We start from the raw sequence: 15736 nt of genomic DNA, 5'->3' as shown, positions 1-15736 counted from the left end.
GGGTTCTCCTTGAGGTGGTCTGGCCAGGTCGTGCGGCGGATCGGAGGTGGTGCGTGGGCCGGCGGGGCGGCGCTGGGTGGGCGGTGCTGACGGTGCGGGCGGCCCGCCTCAGGCGGAGACGCCCAGCGCGCGCAGACAGCCGCGCAGCGTGGGCTCGACCGCGACCTGGGCGAACTCGACCGGCCGGCCCGCGGCGCGCCAGCGTTCGAGCAGTGCCATGAGCCGCACCGAGTCGAGGCCGTGGTCGGTCAGGTCGTCGTCGAGCCCGATCTCGTGCGCGGCCGAGCCGCCCGCGCCGAGGACGTCGGCGAGGTCCGCGAGCGCCTGCTCGCGCGTGATGGTCGAGGTCGGGTGCGTCATGCGGTTCCTCCGGCGGGGTGCGGTGCGCTGGTGCGCGCGGGCGAACGCCTGGCCAGGACGTCGGAGCGGACGGGGACCACGAGCGGCCAGCCCTCGGGGTCGGTCACGACGTGGGCGCGGATCCCGAACACGCGCCGGACGACGTCGGCGTCCAGGACCTCCTCGGGGCGCCCCTGGGCCACGACCGCTCCGTCCTTCATGAGGACGAGCTGGGTCGCGTACCGGACGGCGAGGTTGAGGTCGTGCAGGACCGCGACGACCGTGCGGCCCTCGTCGTGCAGGCGCGCGCACGTGTCGAGGACGTCGATCTGGTGCGCGATGTCGAGGAACGTCGTGGGCTCGTCGAGCAGCAGCAGGGACGTCTCCTGCGCGAGCGCCATGGCGATCCACACACGCTGGCGCTGCCCGCCGGACAGCTCGCTCACGCGCCGGGTCGACAGGTCGAGCGTGTCCGTGGCGAGGAGCACCTCGTCGACCACCCGGTGGTCCTCGGCCGACAGCGCACGCAGGAAGCCCTGGTGCGGGTGTCGTCCGCGGGCCACGAGGTCGCGCACCCGGATGCCGTCGGGACCGACGGGGGCCTGCGGCAGGAACGCGAGCCGCTTGGCGACCTCTCGGGGAGGCATCGACGTGACGACCTGCCCGTCGAGCTCGACCGTCCCCGAGGTGGGTCGCAGGATGCGTGCGAGCGACAGCAGCAGGGTCGACTTGCCGCAGCCGTTGGGCCCGACGATGACCGTGAGCTCGCCCTGGAGGATCTCGAGGTCGACGCCCTGGAGCACGTCGCGCTTGCCGTAGCCGACGCGCAGGTCGGTCGTCGCGAGGCTCATCGGACGACCAGCGGGTCGGGCAGGACCGTGCCGCCGGGCAGGACGCCGCCCGACGGCGTCGCGCGCGTCGCACCGGCCGTCTGGCCCGGGGGGAGCCCGGCCGCCCCGGCGGCCCGGCGGGCCAGGACCGACGCGAGCACCTCTCCGGCGCGGACGCCCAGCGTGGACAGCAGGGTCGAGCTGAGACCGTGCGAGTGCTCGGACTGCCCCACGAGGTAGAGCCCGGCGTCGGCGGGCTCGGTGAGGCGGGCGCGGTGGTCACGGTGCAGGTCCAGGGCCCCGTCGGCGTCGCGACCGAGCAGGTCGGTCGTGCCGCCGAGGAGGGTCGTCGGGTCCAGGGGGCGGTAGCCCGTGGCGAGCACGACGAGGTCCGCGTCGAGGACGGCTGTCGTCCCCGTGAGGTTCTCGGCGAGCGTCAGAGCCACCGGGCCGTCCCCCGGGCCGCCCATCGGGCCGTCCGAGGTGTCCCGCACGTCGAGCACCTCGGTGCAGCGGTGCCAGTGCAGGCGTCCGCGACCGAGCCACCGGTCGCGGTACTCCCGCTCGTGCAGGGTGCGGATGGTGTCCTCGGCGACGACCGAGTAGTTGGTGTTGCGATGGTGCGCCATGAGCTGCTTGCGCCCGGCGGGCGGGGCGTCGTAGAAGACGTCGACCGCGCCCGGGTCGAACACCGAGTTGGCGTAGGGCGTCGAGTCCGAGGGCGAGAAGCCGTAGCGGCGCGACACCGAGTGGACCTCTGCCCCGGGGAACCGGTCGTAGAGGTCGATCATGATCTCGGCCGCGCTCTGCCCCGCGCCCACGACCACGGCGCGGCGCACGTCGTGGTCGACCAGCGCGACGCGGTCGAGGTAGCGCTGGTTGTGCCAGACCCGACCGGACTCGACGACTCCCGCCGGGAGCCGGGGCTGCAGACCTGCGGCGACGACGACGTCGCGGGCCCTGGTCGTGCTCGGGCCGTGCTCGCCCGCGACCATGACGTCGAACGCGACGACCCGACCGTCGTCGCGCACGGGCGTCACGGACTCGACCGACGAGCCGTAGCGCGTGAACCCCGCGAGGCGGGCCGCGGCCCAGCGCAGGTAGGCCGCGAACTCGACGCGCAACGGCGCGAAGCTGCCCCGGTTGAGGAAGTCGACCAGGCGGCCCTGCTCGTGCAGGAACGCGAGGAACGAGTAGTCGCTCGTGGGGTTGCGCAGCGTCACGAGGTCCTTGGCGAACGCGACCTGCATGTGCGCGTCCTCGAAGAGCATCCCGTGGTGCCAGCGCGAGGTCGCCTGACGCTCGTGGAAGACCGCGCGCAGCGGTTCGTCGGACGTCGCGTTGTGCTCCTCGACCGCGATCGCGAGCGCCATGTTCGACGGCCCGAAGCCGAGGCCCAGGACGTCGACGTCCACGTCGTGCGCCGTGCGGCGGGGGTCCTGCGTGCGGGACGGGTTGCTCATCGCGTGCTCCACGGCTGGGGTTCGGTGCCGGCGGCCGCGGGAGCGGGGGCCGGGTGGGCGCGGTCGACCTTGCCGACCGCGGTGGTGGCGAGCGCCTCGACGGTCTCGAAGCGGTCGGGGATCTTGTAGGCGGCGATGCCGCGCTCGCGCAGGAACCGGCGCAGCACCGGGCCGGTCGGGGCTGCCGTGCCGGGCCGGGCGACGACGCGCGCGGTCGCGCGCTCGCCCAGGTACTCGTCGGGCTCGCCGACGACGCTCGCGTCGAGCACGTCGGGGTGGGCGCGCAGGTGGTTCTCGACCTCGGCGGGGGCGATCTTCTCGCCCCCGCGGTTGATCTGCTCCTTCGCGCGCCCGACGACCGTGAGGTACCCCGCGGCGTCGCGCACCACCAGGTCGCCCGTGCGGTAGAAGCCGTCGGCCGTGAACGCGCGGGCGTCGTGCTCGGGCGCCCGGTAGTAGCCGCGGATCGTGTAGGGGCCGCGGGTCAGCAGGTGCCCGGGGTGCCCGGGCGGCACGGGCTCGTCGTGGTCGTCCACGACGAGGACCTCGTCGGCGGGAGAGATCGGCCGTCCCTGGGTCCCGACGACGACCTCGCGCGGGTCGCCCGCCCGGGTGTAGCAGACGAGCCCCTCGGCCATGCCGAAGACCTGCTGGAGCGTGTCCCCGAAGACGTCGAGCAGGCGCTCGGCCGCGCTCGTCCCCAGCTTGGCTCCCCCGACCTGGAGGACCTCGAGCGAGGAGAGGTCGTACGCTGCGACGAGCGGCGACGCGGCCCAGACGTGCGCGAGCGGCGGCACGAGGGCGACATGCGTGACACGGTGCCGCTCGACGAGCGCGAACGCGGTGTCCGGGGCGCCGTGCGGGGACAGGACGACGGTCCCGCCCGCGTGCAGGACCCCGAGCACGCCGGGCGACGTCAGGGCGTAGTTGTGCGCGACGGGCAGCGTCGCGAGGTACACCGAGCCCGGGCCGAGGCCGCAGATCCGGGCGCTCTCCCGCACCGAGTACAGGTAGTCGGCGTGCGTGCGCGGGATGAGCTTGGGTGTGCCCGTGGTCCCGCCCGAGAGCTGCAGGAGCACGACGTCGGCCGGGTGGGCGGCGTCCTCGAAGGGGCCGCGGACCGCGGTCAGGTCGGCCCGGCGCAGGTCGTCGAGGGAGTGGGCGGTGAACGGGCTGGGTGCGTCCGGCTGCTCGCCGTGCGCCGCAGGGGGCGCGCCCACGACGACGTGCCGCACCGAGGCCACGGCCGCGGCGACCTCTCGGGCGAGGGCCGCGTGGTCGAAGCCCGCCTCGACGCCGCCGACCACGAGCGCGACGGCGCCCGTGTGCGCCGCGAAGTACTCGACCTCGGCCCGCCGGTGCGCGGGCAGCGCGAGGACCGGCACGATGCCCGAGCGGCCGAGCGCGACGAGCACCTCGACCAGCTCGCTCGCGCTCGGCAGCTGCACGACGACGCGGTCGCCCCGGCGCAGCCCGAGCGCCGCGAAGCCGTGCGCGAGGTCGTCGGCCGCGCGGTCCAGGTCCGTGTAGGTCAGGCTGCGCGCCGCGTCGACGAGCGCGGTCGCGTCGGGCCGTGCGGCCGCGGCACCGCGCACGAGCGAGCCGAGCGTCTGGTCGGTCCAGAACCCGGCCGCGCGGTAGCGGTCCGCGGCCTCGGCGGGGACCGGCACAGCGCCGTCGAGCACGTGGGGCGCTGGACGCACCCGTGGGGCGGCGGTCACGACACGCTCCCCAGCGCGGACAGCAGCGTCGAGAACTTCACGGCGGTCTCGGCGTGCTCGCCCTCGGGCGTGGACCCGACGACGACGCCCGCCCCCGCGAAGAGCCGCACGTCCGCGCCGCGCACCACGCCGCAGCGCAGCACGATCGCCCACTCGCCGTTCCCGGCCTGGTCCGCCCAGCCGACGAGGCCCGTGTAGAAGCCGCGGTCGAACGGTTCGAGCGAGCCGATGAGCTCGCGCGCGGCGGCCTGCGGGTGCCCGCAGACCGCCGGCGTGGGGTGCAGCGCGTAGACGACGTCGAGCACCGAGACACCCGGCTTCAGGCGGGCGCTGATGGGCGTGCCCAGGTGCCACAGGTGCGACGTCGCGACGAGCTCCGGGGTCGCCGGCACGTCCAGGTCGTCCTCGTGGGCGACGTACGTGCGCAGCACCTCGCGGATCGCGTCGGTCACGAACGCGTGCTCGCGCAGGTCCTTCTCGGACGTCAGGAGCCGCTGCGCGGTCGCGCGGTCCTCCTCGGGGTCGGCAGAGCGCGGCGCCGACCCCGCGAGCGGGTGGCTGTGCAGCACGCCGTCGCGTACCGAGACCAGGAGCTCGGGGCTCGCCCCGACCAGGTGCCCCTGGTCGCCCGGCAGCTCGACGTCGAACACGTACGCGTCGGGGTTCGCGCGTCGCATCGCGGCGCGCACCGCGCGCCGGTCGAGCGGGCCCGGCGCGGACACGTCGAGGGTGCGCGCCAGGACGACCTTCTCGGCCACGCCGTCCTCGAGCTGGGACACGGCCCGCCCGACGGCGGCACGGAAGACCACGTCGTCGCGTCCGGGCAGGGCCGTGGGCCCGGCGGGGTCCGTCGGCGCGGAGCGGACCGGTCCCGCTGCAGGCTCGCCGTCGGCCGCCGGCGCGGGGACCGTGCTGGACGGTCCGGGATCGTCCTGGTGGCTCTGGTCCCTCCGGTCGCTCTGGTCGCCGTGCCCGGCTCCCACGGGCCGCCACGACTGGTGCGCCGGGACGACGAGGTGCGCGGGACGCGAGGAGTCGAACGGGATCGTGCCCACGAGGATGGGCGCGGGCTCGCCGGCCCAGCGTGCCGAGGCCGCTCGGGCGAGCAGGTCGCGTGCGGCGGCCGCGACCGTCGGGCCGTCCCACGACGGCACGTCGAGGCGCTCGCGCACACCGTGTGCCACGAGGCCCACGTCGGGCGACGCGAGACGGAACTCGGCGTGCCCGAGGGGGGCGTCGTCGTCGGGCGCTCCGGCGGGAGCGGTGGTCCCGGTGGCCCGGGAGCGGCGGCGCGCGTGCGCCGTGTCGAGCACGACCGCGGTACCTGTCGGGTCGTCGAGCACGGTGAAGCCGGTCATGAGGCGTCCTCGGTGTCGATGGGGTTCGTGAGCCTGCGCGGTCGTCCGCAGGAGGACGTGCGAGAGGTCGTGCTGATGACGCAGGGGGGGGTGGGTGGGGCCGGTCAGCGGAGCGTGGCGCCGCCGTCGACCACGAGCTCGTGCACCGTGATGTGCCGGGCCGCGTCCGAGACCAGGAAGGCGACGGCGTCGGCCACGTCCTGCACCTCGGCGAGCCGACCGAGCGGGATGCCGAGCCGGAAGTCCTCCGGCACCCCGGCCACGACGCGGGCCTCGGCCGGGTCGTCGAGGACCCGGAGGTCGTCCGGCCCCGGCGACCCCGCGAGTGCCGCGAGCATGGGCGTGCGGGTCGAGCCCGGCGAGACCACGTTGCAGCGCACCCCGTAGGGCGCGAGCTCGAGACCGAGCGACCGGGTCAGGCTCGACGCCGCGGCCTTCGAGGCCGCGTACGCCGCCATCCCGACGCGCGGGACGCCTGCGGCGTTCGACGCGACCGTGACGATCGCGCCCCGCCGACGCTCGGACAGACGTCGCGCGACCTCGCGCGAGACGAGATAGACGCCCGTCGCGTTGACCGCGAGCATGCGCTGCCAGTCCGCGAGCGTGGACTCGGTCACGACGCCGGGGTGCAGGACACCGGCGGCGTTCACGAGGACCTCGAGCGGACCGATCTCGGCCTCGACCCAGCGGACCACGCGCACGACGTCCTGCTCGTCGGTCACGTCGAGGCGCGCCGGGACGACCTGGCCGGCCGCGACCTTGCCGAGCGGCGCCGTCGGGACCGTGCCGTCGAGGTCTCCCGCGACGACCACGTAGCCCTGCGCCGCGAGCGCGTCCACGACCGCGGCCCCGATGCCGCCCGCGGCACCGGTCACGAGAGCCACGCGCGTGCTCATGCCCCCGCCACCGCGGGGACGCGCGCCCTGAGATGGGTCAGCACGTCGTCCGTCGTCCCGACGACGGCGCACCGGTCCGCCGCCCACGCGAGGGCCTGACGGTGGTGGGCGAGCGAGAAGTCCGCGACGGCGTCGCCGACGAGGAACGGCTGGACGTCGTGCATGAACGCGTCGCACGTCGTGACGAGGCACCCGATGTGCGCGTAGACGCCCGTCACGACGAGCTGGTCGCGCCCCTGCTCACGCAGGAGGTCACGCAGCCCGGTGCGCACGAACGCGTCGTAGCGCCACTTGGTCAGCACGGTGTCCCCCGGCTGCGGGGCGAGCTCGTCGATCACGACGTCCGACCCGTCGTCCGGGATGCCCGGACCCCAGAAGTCGGTGAGCAGGCCGCGGTCGGCGGGGCGCTGCGCGGGCGGCTGGGCGGTCAGGACGACCGGGACGCCGAGCTCGCGCGCCGTCGTGGCGAGCCGCGAGATGTTGTGGACGGCGTCCCGCAGTGCGGGCGACGCCGGGTCGAACGCGTTCACGAAGTACTGCTGCATGTCGTGCACGAGGAGCACCGCACGGGCAGGGTCGACCTGCCACGTCACGCGGTTGCTCGGGTACTCGTGCGGTGCCGGGCCGTCGTAGGCGGCGATCGTCGGCAGTCCCATGGTCCCCCCAGAGCCAGGTGTATGAAGCGAGTTAGTTGAATGAGTTAGGTAAACCTTCCCTCACTGAGGTAGACCTAAGCACAGACTTCACCCGCAGGGGAAGAGTCGTCCACGGAACGGACAGATGCCGACAATCTGCCATCTCGTTCGCGGGTGACGTGGACGCCCCCCGAGAACGCCGAAGGGCCGTCCGGCCAGGTCTCCCTGGCCGGACGGCCCTTCATGTCGAGCTGCGCGGGCTCCTACGAGCCCGACCGCACGAGCGGACGGATCAGAAGTCCATGCCGCCCATGCCGCCGTCGCCACCCGGCATCGGCTGGTTCTTCTCCGGCTTGTCCGCGACGACCGCTTCGGTCGTGAGGAAGAGCGCTGCGATGGACGCAGCGTTCTGCAGCGCGGAGCGCGTGACCTTGACCGGGTCGTTGACGCCTGCGGCGAGCAGGTCCTCGTAGACGCCGGTCGCGGCGTTCAGGCCGTGGCCCGAGGGGAGGTTGCGGACCTTCTCGGCCACGACGCCACCCTCGAGACCGGCGTTGATCGCGATCTGCTTGAGCGGGGCGTCGATCGCGGCGCGCACGATCTGCGCACCGGTCGCCTCGTCGCCGACCAGGTCGGTGATGGCAGCGGTCTCGAACGCGACGGCGCCGGCCTGGATGAGAGCCACGCCACCACCGGCGACGATGCCCTCCTCGACGGCAGCCTTCGCGTTGCGGACGGCGTCCTCGATGCGGTGCTTGCGCTCCTTGAGCTCCACCTCGGTCGCGGCGCCGGCCTTGATGACAGCGACACCACCGGCGAGCTTGGCGAGGCGCTCCTGGAGCTTCTCGCGGTCGTAGTCGGAGTCCGACTTCTCGATCTCGGAACGGATCTGGTTCACGCGACCCGCGATGAGGTCGGCGTCGCCGGCACCCTCGACGATCGTGGTCTCGTCCTTGGTGACGACGACCTTGCGAGCCTGGCCGAGCAGGTCGAGGGTCGCGGTCTCCAGCTTGAGGCCGACCGTCTCGGAGATGACCTGGCCACCGGTGAGGATCGCGATGTCCTGCAGCATGGCCTTGCGGCGGTCGCCGAAGCCCGGAGCCTTGACGGCGACGGACTTGAACGTGCCACGGATCTTGTTCAGCACGAGGGTGGCCAGGGCCTCGCCCTCGACGTCCTCGGCGATGATGAGGAGGCTGCGGCCGGCCTTCATGACCTGGTCGAGCAGCGGCAGCAGGTCCTTGACGTTCGAGATCTTCGACTCGACGATCAGGACGTACGGGTCCTCGAGGACCGCTTCCTGACGCTCGGGGTCGGTCTCGAAGTAGCGGGCGAGGAAGCCCTTGTCGAAGCGCATGCCCTCGGTGAGCTCGAGCTCGAGGCCGAACGTGTTCGACTCCTCGACGGTGATGACGCCTTCCTTGCCCACCTTGTCGAGGGCCTCGGCGATGAGCTCGCCGATCGCGGGGTCACCGGCCGAGATCGCGGCCGTGGCGGCGATCTCTTCCTTGGTCTCGATCTCCTTGGCGGCGACGAGCAGCTGGGCCGTGACGGCCTCGACCGCCTTCTCGATGCCGCGCTTGAGGGCGATCGGGTTCGAGCCGGCCGCGACGTTGCGCAGGCCCTCGCGCACGAGCGCCTGGGCGAGCACGGTCGCGGTGGTGGTGCCGTCACCCGCGACGTCGTCGGTCTTCTTGGCGACCTCCTTGACGAGCTCCGCACCGATCTTCTCGTACGGGTCGTCGAGCTCGATCTCCTTGGCGATGCTCACACCATCGTTGGTGATGGTGGGCGCGCCCCACTTCTTGTCGAGGACGACGTTGCGGCCCTTGGGGCCGAGCGTGACCTTCACGGTGTCGGCGAGGACGTTGAGCCCGCGCTCCATCCCGCGACGAGCCTCCTCGTTGAAGGCGATGATCTTTGCCATGGGGATTGATCCTCCGCTGGTGGCGTGTGACGGTCGGTCGGCGCCCGCGACGGACGGCTCGCGCACGTCGGCGTTCATGTCACGCCGACTCGCGGGCCTCACCTGACGACCAGAGAAACCTGTCACTCTCATACCGAGAGTGCTAACGCCATTATTGGCACTCGGCAGGGGCGAGTGCAAGGCCAGGTGCCCCCTATCGCCCGCAGCGGAACAGCGAGCGTCCGGCTCGTCCTAGGATGCGCAGTGTGAGGTTCGCGACGACGCGGTGGCGACTGGCGGTGCTCGGAGCAGCGATCGCCCCTGTCGTGGTGCTCGTGACCGTGGGCGCCACCCCCGTCCCCCTGCCGACCGACGTCCACGTCGACCTCTACCAGGACGGCGTCGCGACGGCCGAGGACGGCTCCCTGCTCCGCCTCCCGGACGGCATGGCGGCCACCTACCTCGATGGCAGCCGCGTCCTCGACCCCGCCGCGCTCGACCCTGCGCTGCCCGCCGGCAGCCTCGATCCGGCCGACGGCGAGGTCGACCGCCTCACGGTGATCGCCGGCTCCCCCCTCACGGCGGACCGGCTCCTGGACGCGGAGGCCGCCGAGCGTGCAGCCAGCGTCTCCAGGGCCTGGCTCGCCGAGGGGGACCTCCCCGGCGAGGGCACCCGGTTCGCCGCTCTCGGGGAGGACGCGCTGCTCGACCTGCACGCCATGACGCTCGAGAACGGCGCCTCGCTCGCCGCCCCCTCCCCGAGGTGGCGCTTCGTCTGGCCCCGGGACGCGTCCTTCACGGCGGCGGCCTACGCACGCACCGGTCACGTGGACGACGCTCTGCGAGTGCTGGACTTCCTCCGGTCGGTCCAGGAGGCCGACGGATCGTTCCAGGCGCGCTACCTGCCAGACGCCTCGGGCGTGCCCGACGACCGGGGCGGCCAGTCCGACGGCAACGGGTGGGCACTGTGGTCCGCCTGGACCGTGCTCGACGAGCTCGAGGCCCCCCAGGACCGTGCGGCAGCGCGCGAGCGGCTCGCCCCGCTCGTCGACGCGTCGACGAGCTACGTCCTGGGCATCCTCGACGAGGACACCGCGCTGCCCCCGCCGTCGAGCGACTACTGGGAGGTCCACCCGACCGAGCTCACGCTCGGCACCGCGGCCCCCCTGCTCGCGGGCCTCGAGGCGGCCCGATCGATCTACGCCGACGGTGAGCAGTGGGCGTCTGCGGCTGACGCCGCCCGCGCCGCCGCGCGGCTGCGCACGGCGATCGAGGAGCGCTTCGGCCCGCAGGGCTACCCGCGGCACGCGTCCGGCGGCCCCCAGGACGCGGCGACGACGTTCGCCCTGCCTCCCTTCCAGCCCACAGCCCTCGAGGGGGCCGACGAGGCGTGGCGGTCGTCGGTCATGTCGATGCTCCGGCCCGCCGGCGGGGTGGCACCTGGTGCGGGCTGGCGCACCGACGGCATCTCGTGGACGCCCCAGACCGCCCTCTTCGCGCTGGCCGGTGCTTCGACCGGCGAGGTCGAGGCCGCGGAGAGCTGGCTCGACTGGCTCGACACCCATCGGACGGCCTCGGGCGCGATCCCGGAGAAGGTCCTCGCGGACGGTTCTCCTGCGGCGGTCGCCCCGCTCACGTGGAGCTCGGCACTCGTGGTGCTGACGCTCGTCGAGCTCGAGGACCAGCGGGCTGCGGACGCTGCGCTTCCCTGAGCCCCGCCCGGCCGCGTCCGGCCGGGAGGTCCCGGGCCACCCGAGTCCTCGCGAGCGATCCGGCCCGTCGGCGCCGCCACCGTGCCCCCCGTCAGGGCGCCAGTCGTGGCGGGTGCGGCACGTCGAACTCGCGGTGCAGCACGCGCCGTGCCGCGTACCAGCCGCCGAGCCCGTGGACCCCGGGGCCGGGGGGCGTGGAGGCCGAGCAGAGGTAGACCCCGTCGAGTCCGGTCGCGTACGGGTCGAGGCGCGCCGTCGGGCGGGCGATCACGCGCCACAGGCTGACCGTCCCCGCCGCGATGTCCCCACCCACGTAGTTGGCGTTGTGCTCGCTCATGCGCGCGGCAGGCACGCAGCGCGAGGTCACGACGACGTCGCGGAAGCCGGGCGCGAACCGTTCGATCTGTGCCGTGATCGCCTCGGTGACGTCGAGCGTGGAGCCGGCGGGGACGTGCGCGTACGCCCACAGGGGCCGCAGGCCCCCCACGCCGCGTGACGGGTCGACGACCGTGGGGTCGCTCACCAGGACCATGGGACGCTCGGCATGCGTGCCGGCCGCGACCGCGGCCTCGGCTGCGGCCATCTCCGCGCGCGTACCACCCACGTGGACGGTCCCCGCTCGTCCGACGTCGGCGTGCTGCCACGGCACCGGCCCGCGCAGGACGAAGTCGACCTTGGCCGCCGCGTTGCCGTAGGGGAACGCGGTGAGCGCACGCGCGGCCCGGCCGGTCAGGCGGGACCCGAAGACCTCGACGACCGTGCGCGGGGTCGTGTCGAAGATGATCGCGCGCGCCGGAGGCAGGTCCGACTCCGAGCGGACCGGGTGGTCGGTCACGACCTGGCCACCGTGCGCCTCGAGGTCCGCGACGAGAGCGGTCACGATCGCTCCCGACCCCCCACGGGGGATCGGCCAGCCGCCCTCGGTGTGCGCGAGGGAGGCGAGGAGCATCGCGACCCCGGCCGACGCGAGCGAGGGCATAGGGGCGATCCCGTGCGCGGCGACCCCGGTGAGGAGCGCCGGTGCGACGTCCCCCACGAAACGCCGGTCCCACATGCTCGTGCCCTGCTCGAGGACACCGAGGCCGAAACGAGCCGCGGTCGGGATCCCGCGCGGAAGGAGACCCGCGGGGACGCTGCGCTTGTCACCGAGCGCCGTCGCGACCGCGTGCCCGGGCTGCCGGGACAGCGAGCCGAGGAGCGAGCGCCAGGCGGCGCCGTCGGGCCCCAGACCGTCGACCGTCCGGTCGAGGTCCCGGTAGGCGATCCCCGCGCGGCCGCCTGGCAGGGGTTGCGCGTACGAGACCTCCGGCACGAGCAGCTCGACCCCGCGCGACGGCAGGTCGAACGCCTGGAAGAACGGCGACGCCCACGCCATGGGGTGCACCGCAGAGCAGATGTCGTGGAGCATGCCCTCGGCCAGCCCGAGGTCCAGCGTGCGCGACCCCCCGCCCACCGTGGGCTGCGCCTCCAGGACGCGCACGGACAGCCCGGCCCTGGCGCACGTCACCGCGGCTGCGAGCCCGTTGGGACCCGACCCGACGACGACGACGTCCACCTCGGTCAGGTGCCGGGCCGGGGTCACGGCGCTCAGAGCGCGCGCACCTGCTCGGCCTGGGGGCCCTTCTGACCCTGCCCCTGCTCGTACTCGACCTGCTGCCCCTCGTCGAGCGACCGGTAGCCGTCGCTCTGGATCGAGCTGTAGTGGACGAAGAGGTCCGGCCCGCCCGAGGCCGGGGTGATGAACCCGAAGCCCTTCTCGGCGTTGAACCACTTGACGGTGCCCTGTGCCATCGACGTCTCCTCGTGCGTACGAACCGGGTGCGAGCATCGGAGCATCGGACGCCCCGTGGTGGGGTCGAGCCTAGTGGCAGAGGTCACACGAGGAAAGCAGGGGCCGGAAGCGGGACCGGGCGATCAGGAAGCGGGCGCGAGGGCCGACTTCACGACGACGACCACGTCCCCCTCGCGCACCTGCGCCTGGGTCACCTGCTCGGCCGGGATGCCGAGGATCGCTGCGACGGCCGTCGCCGTCTCCTTGCGGTTCTCGGTGTACCAGACGGTGGTCGCCGTGAGCCCGGAGTCGCCGGGGTAGTCCTCGGCCTTGGTCTTGGTGAACCCCTTGGCGTCCAGCGCGTCCTTGCCGGTCCGTGCCTCGCCGGCGGGCCCGCCGTCGTTCAGGACCCGGACGTACGCGCCCTTGTCCGCGGCTGCGAGCAGGGCCGTGAGGTCCGTGGCGGGGTCCGCGGGCGGTTCCTCCGTGGCTGCAGGCTCCTCCGCGGCGGGGGGCTCTTCCGTGTCCGCAGGCTCCTCCGCGGCCGGAGGCTCCTCAGCAGCCGCACCGTCGGCCGGCTGCTCCGCCGCGGGCTTGTCGGCCTCCGCCGGGGACTTCTGGCCGAGCCCGCCGGAGATCGCGGCGACCCCTCCGACCGCGAGACCCGCGAAGATCACGGCGACGAGGAGGAAGGGCCACGTCTTGCTCCAGCCGCTGCGCGGAGCGCGATAGACCCCCACGGGTGCGCCCTCGGGCGCGGGGACGTCGAACTCGTCAGGCGCGTAGGGGTAATCGCTCTTGCTCACGGCGACAGGTTAGCCCGACTTGGCCCAGCGACTAAATGTCGCCGAGGCGACGGGCCGACCGCGCACGCTGCCGGGTGGACCGCATCCGACGCAGGCGCTTGACGAGCATGGGGTCGTGCGCGAGGGCCGCAGGCGAGTCGATCAGGGTGTTGAGCGCCTGGTAGTAGCGCGTCGCGGTCATGTCGAAGAGCTCACGCACCGCCTGCTCCTTGGCCCCGGCGTACTTCCACCACTGACGCTCGAAGGCGAGAATCTCCTGGTCACGGGCCGAGAGCCCCGATTCCTCGACGGGCGCGTCGTCCGTCCCGGTGGGCGCGTCGAGGTGCTCGGTCGCGGCGAACGCTTCGCTCATGGGCGGGATCCTCACTCGTCGGGACGCGACCCGCTCCGGAGGGGCGGGCACCTGGACCGCACCAGCCTACGCGCGAACCACATCGGTGTCATTCACCCGCTCGCGTACCCTCGCCGCGTGAACACCTTCGCGACGCCACCGACCTCGGGGTCCCTCGAGCAGGCCCCGTCCTCCGCTCCCGGCCCCACCGTCCCGGCCGCCGTGCCCCACGGCACGTCCGAGGACACCCACCGTCCGCTCGCCGAGATCATGGCCCCGGACTGGGCCGAGGCGCTGGCCCCCGTCGAGCCCCAGCTCCGGGCCGTGGGCGACTTCCTGCGCGCCGAGGCCGCGGCCGGACGCCCGTACCAGCCCGCGCCGTCGGACATCCTGCGCGCCTTCCAGCGTCCGCTGGCCGACGTGCGCGTCCTGATCGTGGGCCAGGACCCCTACCCGACCCCGGGGCACGCGATGGGCCTGTCCTTCTCCGTCCAGCCGCACGTACGCCCCGTCCCCCGCTCCCTCCAGAACATCTACGCCGAGATGGCGACCGACCTCGGCGCCCCCACGCCCGTGCACGGCGACCTGTCCGCGTGGAGCGACCAGGGCGTCATGCTGCTCAACAGGGTCCTGACGGTCGGCGCCGGCGACACCGGCTCGCACCGCCGCAAAGGATGGGAGGCCATCACCGAGGCTGCCATCCGCGCGCTCGTGGCCCGCGACCAGCCGCTCGTCGCGATCCTCTGGGGACGCGACGCCGCGACGCTCGAGCCCCTCCTGGGCGACACCCCGGTCGTCGAGAGCGCGCACCCGAGCCCGCTGTCAGCTCGCCGCGGGTTCTTCGGGTCGCGGCCCTTCTCGCGGGTCAACGAGCTGCTCGTGGCCCAGGGGTCGGCGCCGGTGGACTGGACGCTGCCGACGACCTGACGCGCCCGGCCCGTATCGCCTCGGACGACCGCGCCACGCCACCGGGGCCGCGCTGCGCCGCCGGGGATCTCGCGGGACGCAGCGCGCCGCGTGTCACACAATGGACCCGTGACCACCTCGCACCCTGACGATGAGAACGCGCCCCGCTGGGCCAGCTACGTCGCGATCGGCGACTCGTTCACGGAAGGACTCTGGGACCCCTACCCGAACGACCCGGACCGCCAGCGCGGCTGGGCCGACCTCCTCGCAGGGCACCTGTCGACGCGACGCAGCGCCGCAGGCCGGGCCCCGCTCGAGTACGCCAACCTCGCGATCCGCGGTCGCCTCCTGCGCTCGATCCTCTCGGAGCAGGTGCCGGCAGCGCTCGCGCTCAAGCCCGACCTGGTGAGCCTCATCGGCGGCGGCAACGACATCCTGCGCCCCGCGGCCGACGTCGACCGCCTGGCCCGCAACCTGGACCACGCGGTCGGGCGGCTGCGCGCCGAGGGCATCGACGTCCTGCTGGGCACGGGCTTCGACACGTCGGGCTCACCGCTCGTGGGCCTCACGCGCGGGCGCGTGGGGGTGTTCAACACGCACATCTGGTCGATCGCGCGCCGCCACGGCGCGCACGTCCTGGACCTGTGGGGCATGGCGTCGTTGCACGACTGGCGCATGTGGTCCGAGGACCGCATCCACCTCACGCCCGACGGGCACCGTCGCGTCGCGCAGGCCGCGCTCGTGGGCCTGGGGCAGACGCCCGACGACGCCACGTGGGACGACCCGCTGGCTCCCCTCCCGCCCGTCCCGCTCCTCGACCGCGCCCGGCAGAACGCCGAGTGGGTGCGGGTGCACGTGTACCCGTGGGCGACGCGGCGCCTCCGGGGCCACTCCTCGGGTGACCTGCGCGAGCCCAAGGCCCCCGCGCTGACGCCGGTGCAGTCGCCGTAGCCCCGACGGGTGCCGAAATCGAGGTTCGTCGGGCAACGGGGCCGAGCCGGCCGGCCGACGTCGGGTTCGGCACCCGTCCGTCTCGACGACGGAGGCCGGCGTCCCGCAGCT

Annotated in this window: 15 protein-coding genes; 3 read left to right on the top strand and 12 right to left on the bottom strand. The window is 73.8% G+C overall.

The features are described 5' to 3' along the window. Positions 1-108 precede the first annotated feature (108 nt). The 8 genes from H9652_RS10865 to groL form a co-directional block, all read right to left on the bottom strand. A complete protein-coding gene (locus H9652_RS10865) occupies positions 109-360 on the bottom strand; it encodes a phosphopantetheine-binding protein (protein WP_191796257.1) in 252 nt (83 codons plus the stop codon). Next, a complete protein-coding gene (locus H9652_RS10860; protein ID WP_191796256.1) occupies positions 357-1190 on the bottom strand; it encodes an ABC transporter ATP-binding protein in 834 nt (277 codons plus the stop codon). The genes H9652_RS10865 and H9652_RS10860 overlap by 4 nt, the downstream gene beginning before the upstream one ends. Beyond that, positions 1187-2632, bottom strand: a complete 1446-nt coding sequence (locus H9652_RS10855) for a lysine N(6)-hydroxylase/L-ornithine N(5)-oxygenase family protein (RefSeq protein WP_191796255.1) — start codon at positions 2630-2632, stop codon at positions 1187-1189. Before H9652_RS10855 ends, H9652_RS10860 begins: the two co-directional genes overlap by 4 nt. Next, positions 2629-4353 (bottom strand): (2,3-dihydroxybenzoyl)adenylate synthase, encoded by a 1725-nt coding sequence (locus H9652_RS10850; RefSeq protein WP_318244115.1) that lies wholly within the window; start codon positions 4351-4353, stop codon positions 2629-2631. Before H9652_RS10850 ends, H9652_RS10855 begins: the two co-directional genes overlap by 4 nt. After that, complete coding sequence (locus H9652_RS10845; protein ID WP_191796254.1) at positions 4350-5711, bottom strand: isochorismate synthase; 1362 nt, start codon at positions 5709-5711, stop codon at positions 4350-4352. The genes H9652_RS10850 and H9652_RS10845 overlap by 4 nt, the downstream gene beginning before the upstream one ends. Positions 5712-5815: 104 nt before the next feature. Then, positions 5816-6607, bottom strand: coding sequence for a 2,3-dihydro-2,3-dihydroxybenzoate dehydrogenase (locus H9652_RS10840; protein WP_191796253.1), 792 nt, complete (start codon positions 6605-6607; stop codon positions 5816-5818). Next, the gene (locus H9652_RS10835) at positions 6604-7263 is read right to left on the bottom strand and encodes an isochorismatase family protein (protein WP_191796252.1); all 660 of its coding nucleotides are present in this window, start codon (positions 7261-7263) and stop codon (positions 6604-6606) included. The genes H9652_RS10840 and H9652_RS10835 overlap by 4 nt, the downstream gene beginning before the upstream one ends. A gap of 271 nt (positions 7264-7534) precedes the next feature. Next, on the bottom strand, positions 7535-9169 hold the full coding sequence (groL, locus tag H9652_RS10830; protein WP_138822894.1) for a chaperonin GroEL: 1635 nt from the start codon (positions 9167-9169) through the stop codon (positions 7535-7537). Positions 9170-9405: 236 nt separating this feature from the next. Here groL and H9652_RS10825 point away from each other — a divergent pair, with 236 nt between their 5' ends. Further along, complete coding sequence (locus H9652_RS10825; RefSeq protein WP_404822017.1) at positions 9406-10860, top strand: glycoside hydrolase family 15 protein; 1455 nt, start codon at positions 9406-9408, stop codon at positions 10858-10860. 91 nt (positions 10861-10951) lie between these two features. Here the strand turns inward: H9652_RS10825 and H9652_RS10820 are convergent, their stop codons facing one another. The 4 genes from H9652_RS10820 to H9652_RS10805 all read right to left on the bottom strand — a co-directional run bounded on the left by H9652_RS10820 (position 10952) and on the right by H9652_RS10805 (position 13789). Next, the gene (locus H9652_RS10820) at positions 10952-12442 is read right to left on the bottom strand and encodes a phytoene desaturase family protein (RefSeq protein ID WP_318244114.1); all 1491 of its coding nucleotides are present in this window, start codon (positions 12440-12442) and stop codon (positions 10952-10954) included. Between the two features lie 5 nt (positions 12443-12447). Further along, complete coding sequence (locus H9652_RS10815; RefSeq protein WP_191796250.1) at positions 12448-12651, bottom strand: cold-shock protein; 204 nt, start codon at positions 12649-12651, stop codon at positions 12448-12450. Positions 12652-12774: 123 nt separating this feature from the next. Then, positions 12775-13437, bottom strand: coding sequence for a LytR C-terminal domain-containing protein (locus H9652_RS20315; RefSeq protein WP_191796249.1), 663 nt, complete (start codon positions 13435-13437; stop codon positions 12775-12777). A gap of 31 nt (positions 13438-13468) precedes the next feature. Beyond that, the gene (locus H9652_RS10805; RefSeq protein ID WP_191796248.1) at positions 13469-13789 is read right to left on the bottom strand and encodes a DUF3263 domain-containing protein; all 321 of its coding nucleotides are present in this window, start codon (positions 13787-13789) and stop codon (positions 13469-13471) included. A 249-nt stretch (positions 13790-14038) separates the two neighbouring features. On the opposite strand from H9652_RS10805, the gene H9652_RS10800 reads away from it, so the two are divergent. Beyond that, complete coding sequence (locus H9652_RS10800; protein ID WP_191796302.1) at positions 14039-14695, top strand: uracil-DNA glycosylase; 657 nt, start codon at positions 14039-14041, stop codon at positions 14693-14695. Between the two features lie 108 nt (positions 14696-14803). Then, a complete protein-coding gene (locus H9652_RS10795; RefSeq protein WP_318244113.1) occupies positions 14804-15625 on the top strand; it encodes an SGNH/GDSL hydrolase family protein in 822 nt (273 codons plus the stop codon). Positions 15626-15736 lie beyond the last annotated feature (111 nt).

It is taken from the genome of Oerskovia rustica, assembly GCF_014836555.1.
Taxonomy (GTDB): Bacteria; Actinomycetota; Actinomycetes; order Actinomycetales; family Cellulomonadaceae; genus Oerskovia; species Oerskovia rustica.
The sequence above is the reverse complement of the archived record's forward strand: the minus strand, read 5'-3'. Positions and strand labels throughout refer to the sequence as shown.

Bases quoted from the DNA above. Each gene is read 5' to 3' on its own strand.
- H9652_RS10865 (WP_191796257.1), bottom strand. From the start codon at position 360: ATGACGCACCCGACCTCGACCATCACGCGCGAGCAGGCGCTCGCGGAC.
- H9652_RS10860 (WP_191796256.1), bottom strand. From the start codon at position 1,190: ATGAGCCTCGCGACGACCGACCTGCGCGTCGGCTACGGCAAGCGCGAC.
- H9652_RS10855 (WP_191796255.1), bottom strand. From the start codon at position 2,632: ATGAGCAACCCGTCCCGCACGCAGGACCCCCGCCGCACGGCGCACGAC.
- H9652_RS10845 (WP_191796254.1), bottom strand. From the start codon at position 5,711: ATGACCGGCTTCACCGTGCTCGACGACCCGACAGGTACCGCGGTCGTG.
- H9652_RS10840 (WP_191796253.1), bottom strand. From the start codon at position 6,607: ATGAGCACGCGCGTGGCTCTCGTGACCGGTGCCGCGGGCGGCATCGGG.
- H9652_RS10835 (WP_191796252.1), bottom strand. From the start codon at position 7,263: ATGGGACTGCCGACGATCGCCGCCTACGACGGCCCGGCACCGCACGAG.
- groL (WP_138822894.1), bottom strand. From the start codon at position 9,169: ATGGCAAAGATCATCGCCTTCAACGAGGAGGCTCGTCGCGGGATGGAG.
- H9652_RS10825 (WP_404822017.1), top strand. From the start codon at position 9,406: ATGCGCAGTGTGAGGTTCGCGACGACGCGGTGGCGACTGGCGGTGCTC.
- H9652_RS10815 (WP_191796250.1), bottom strand. From the start codon at position 12,651: ATGGCACAGGGCACCGTCAAGTGGTTCAACGCCGAGAAGGGCTTCGGG.
- H9652_RS10805 (WP_191796248.1), bottom strand. From the start codon at position 13,789: ATGAGCGAAGCGTTCGCCGCGACCGAGCACCTCGACGCGCCCACCGGG.
- H9652_RS10800 (WP_191796302.1), top strand. From the start codon at position 14,039: ATGGCCCCGGACTGGGCCGAGGCGCTGGCCCCCGTCGAGCCCCAGCTC.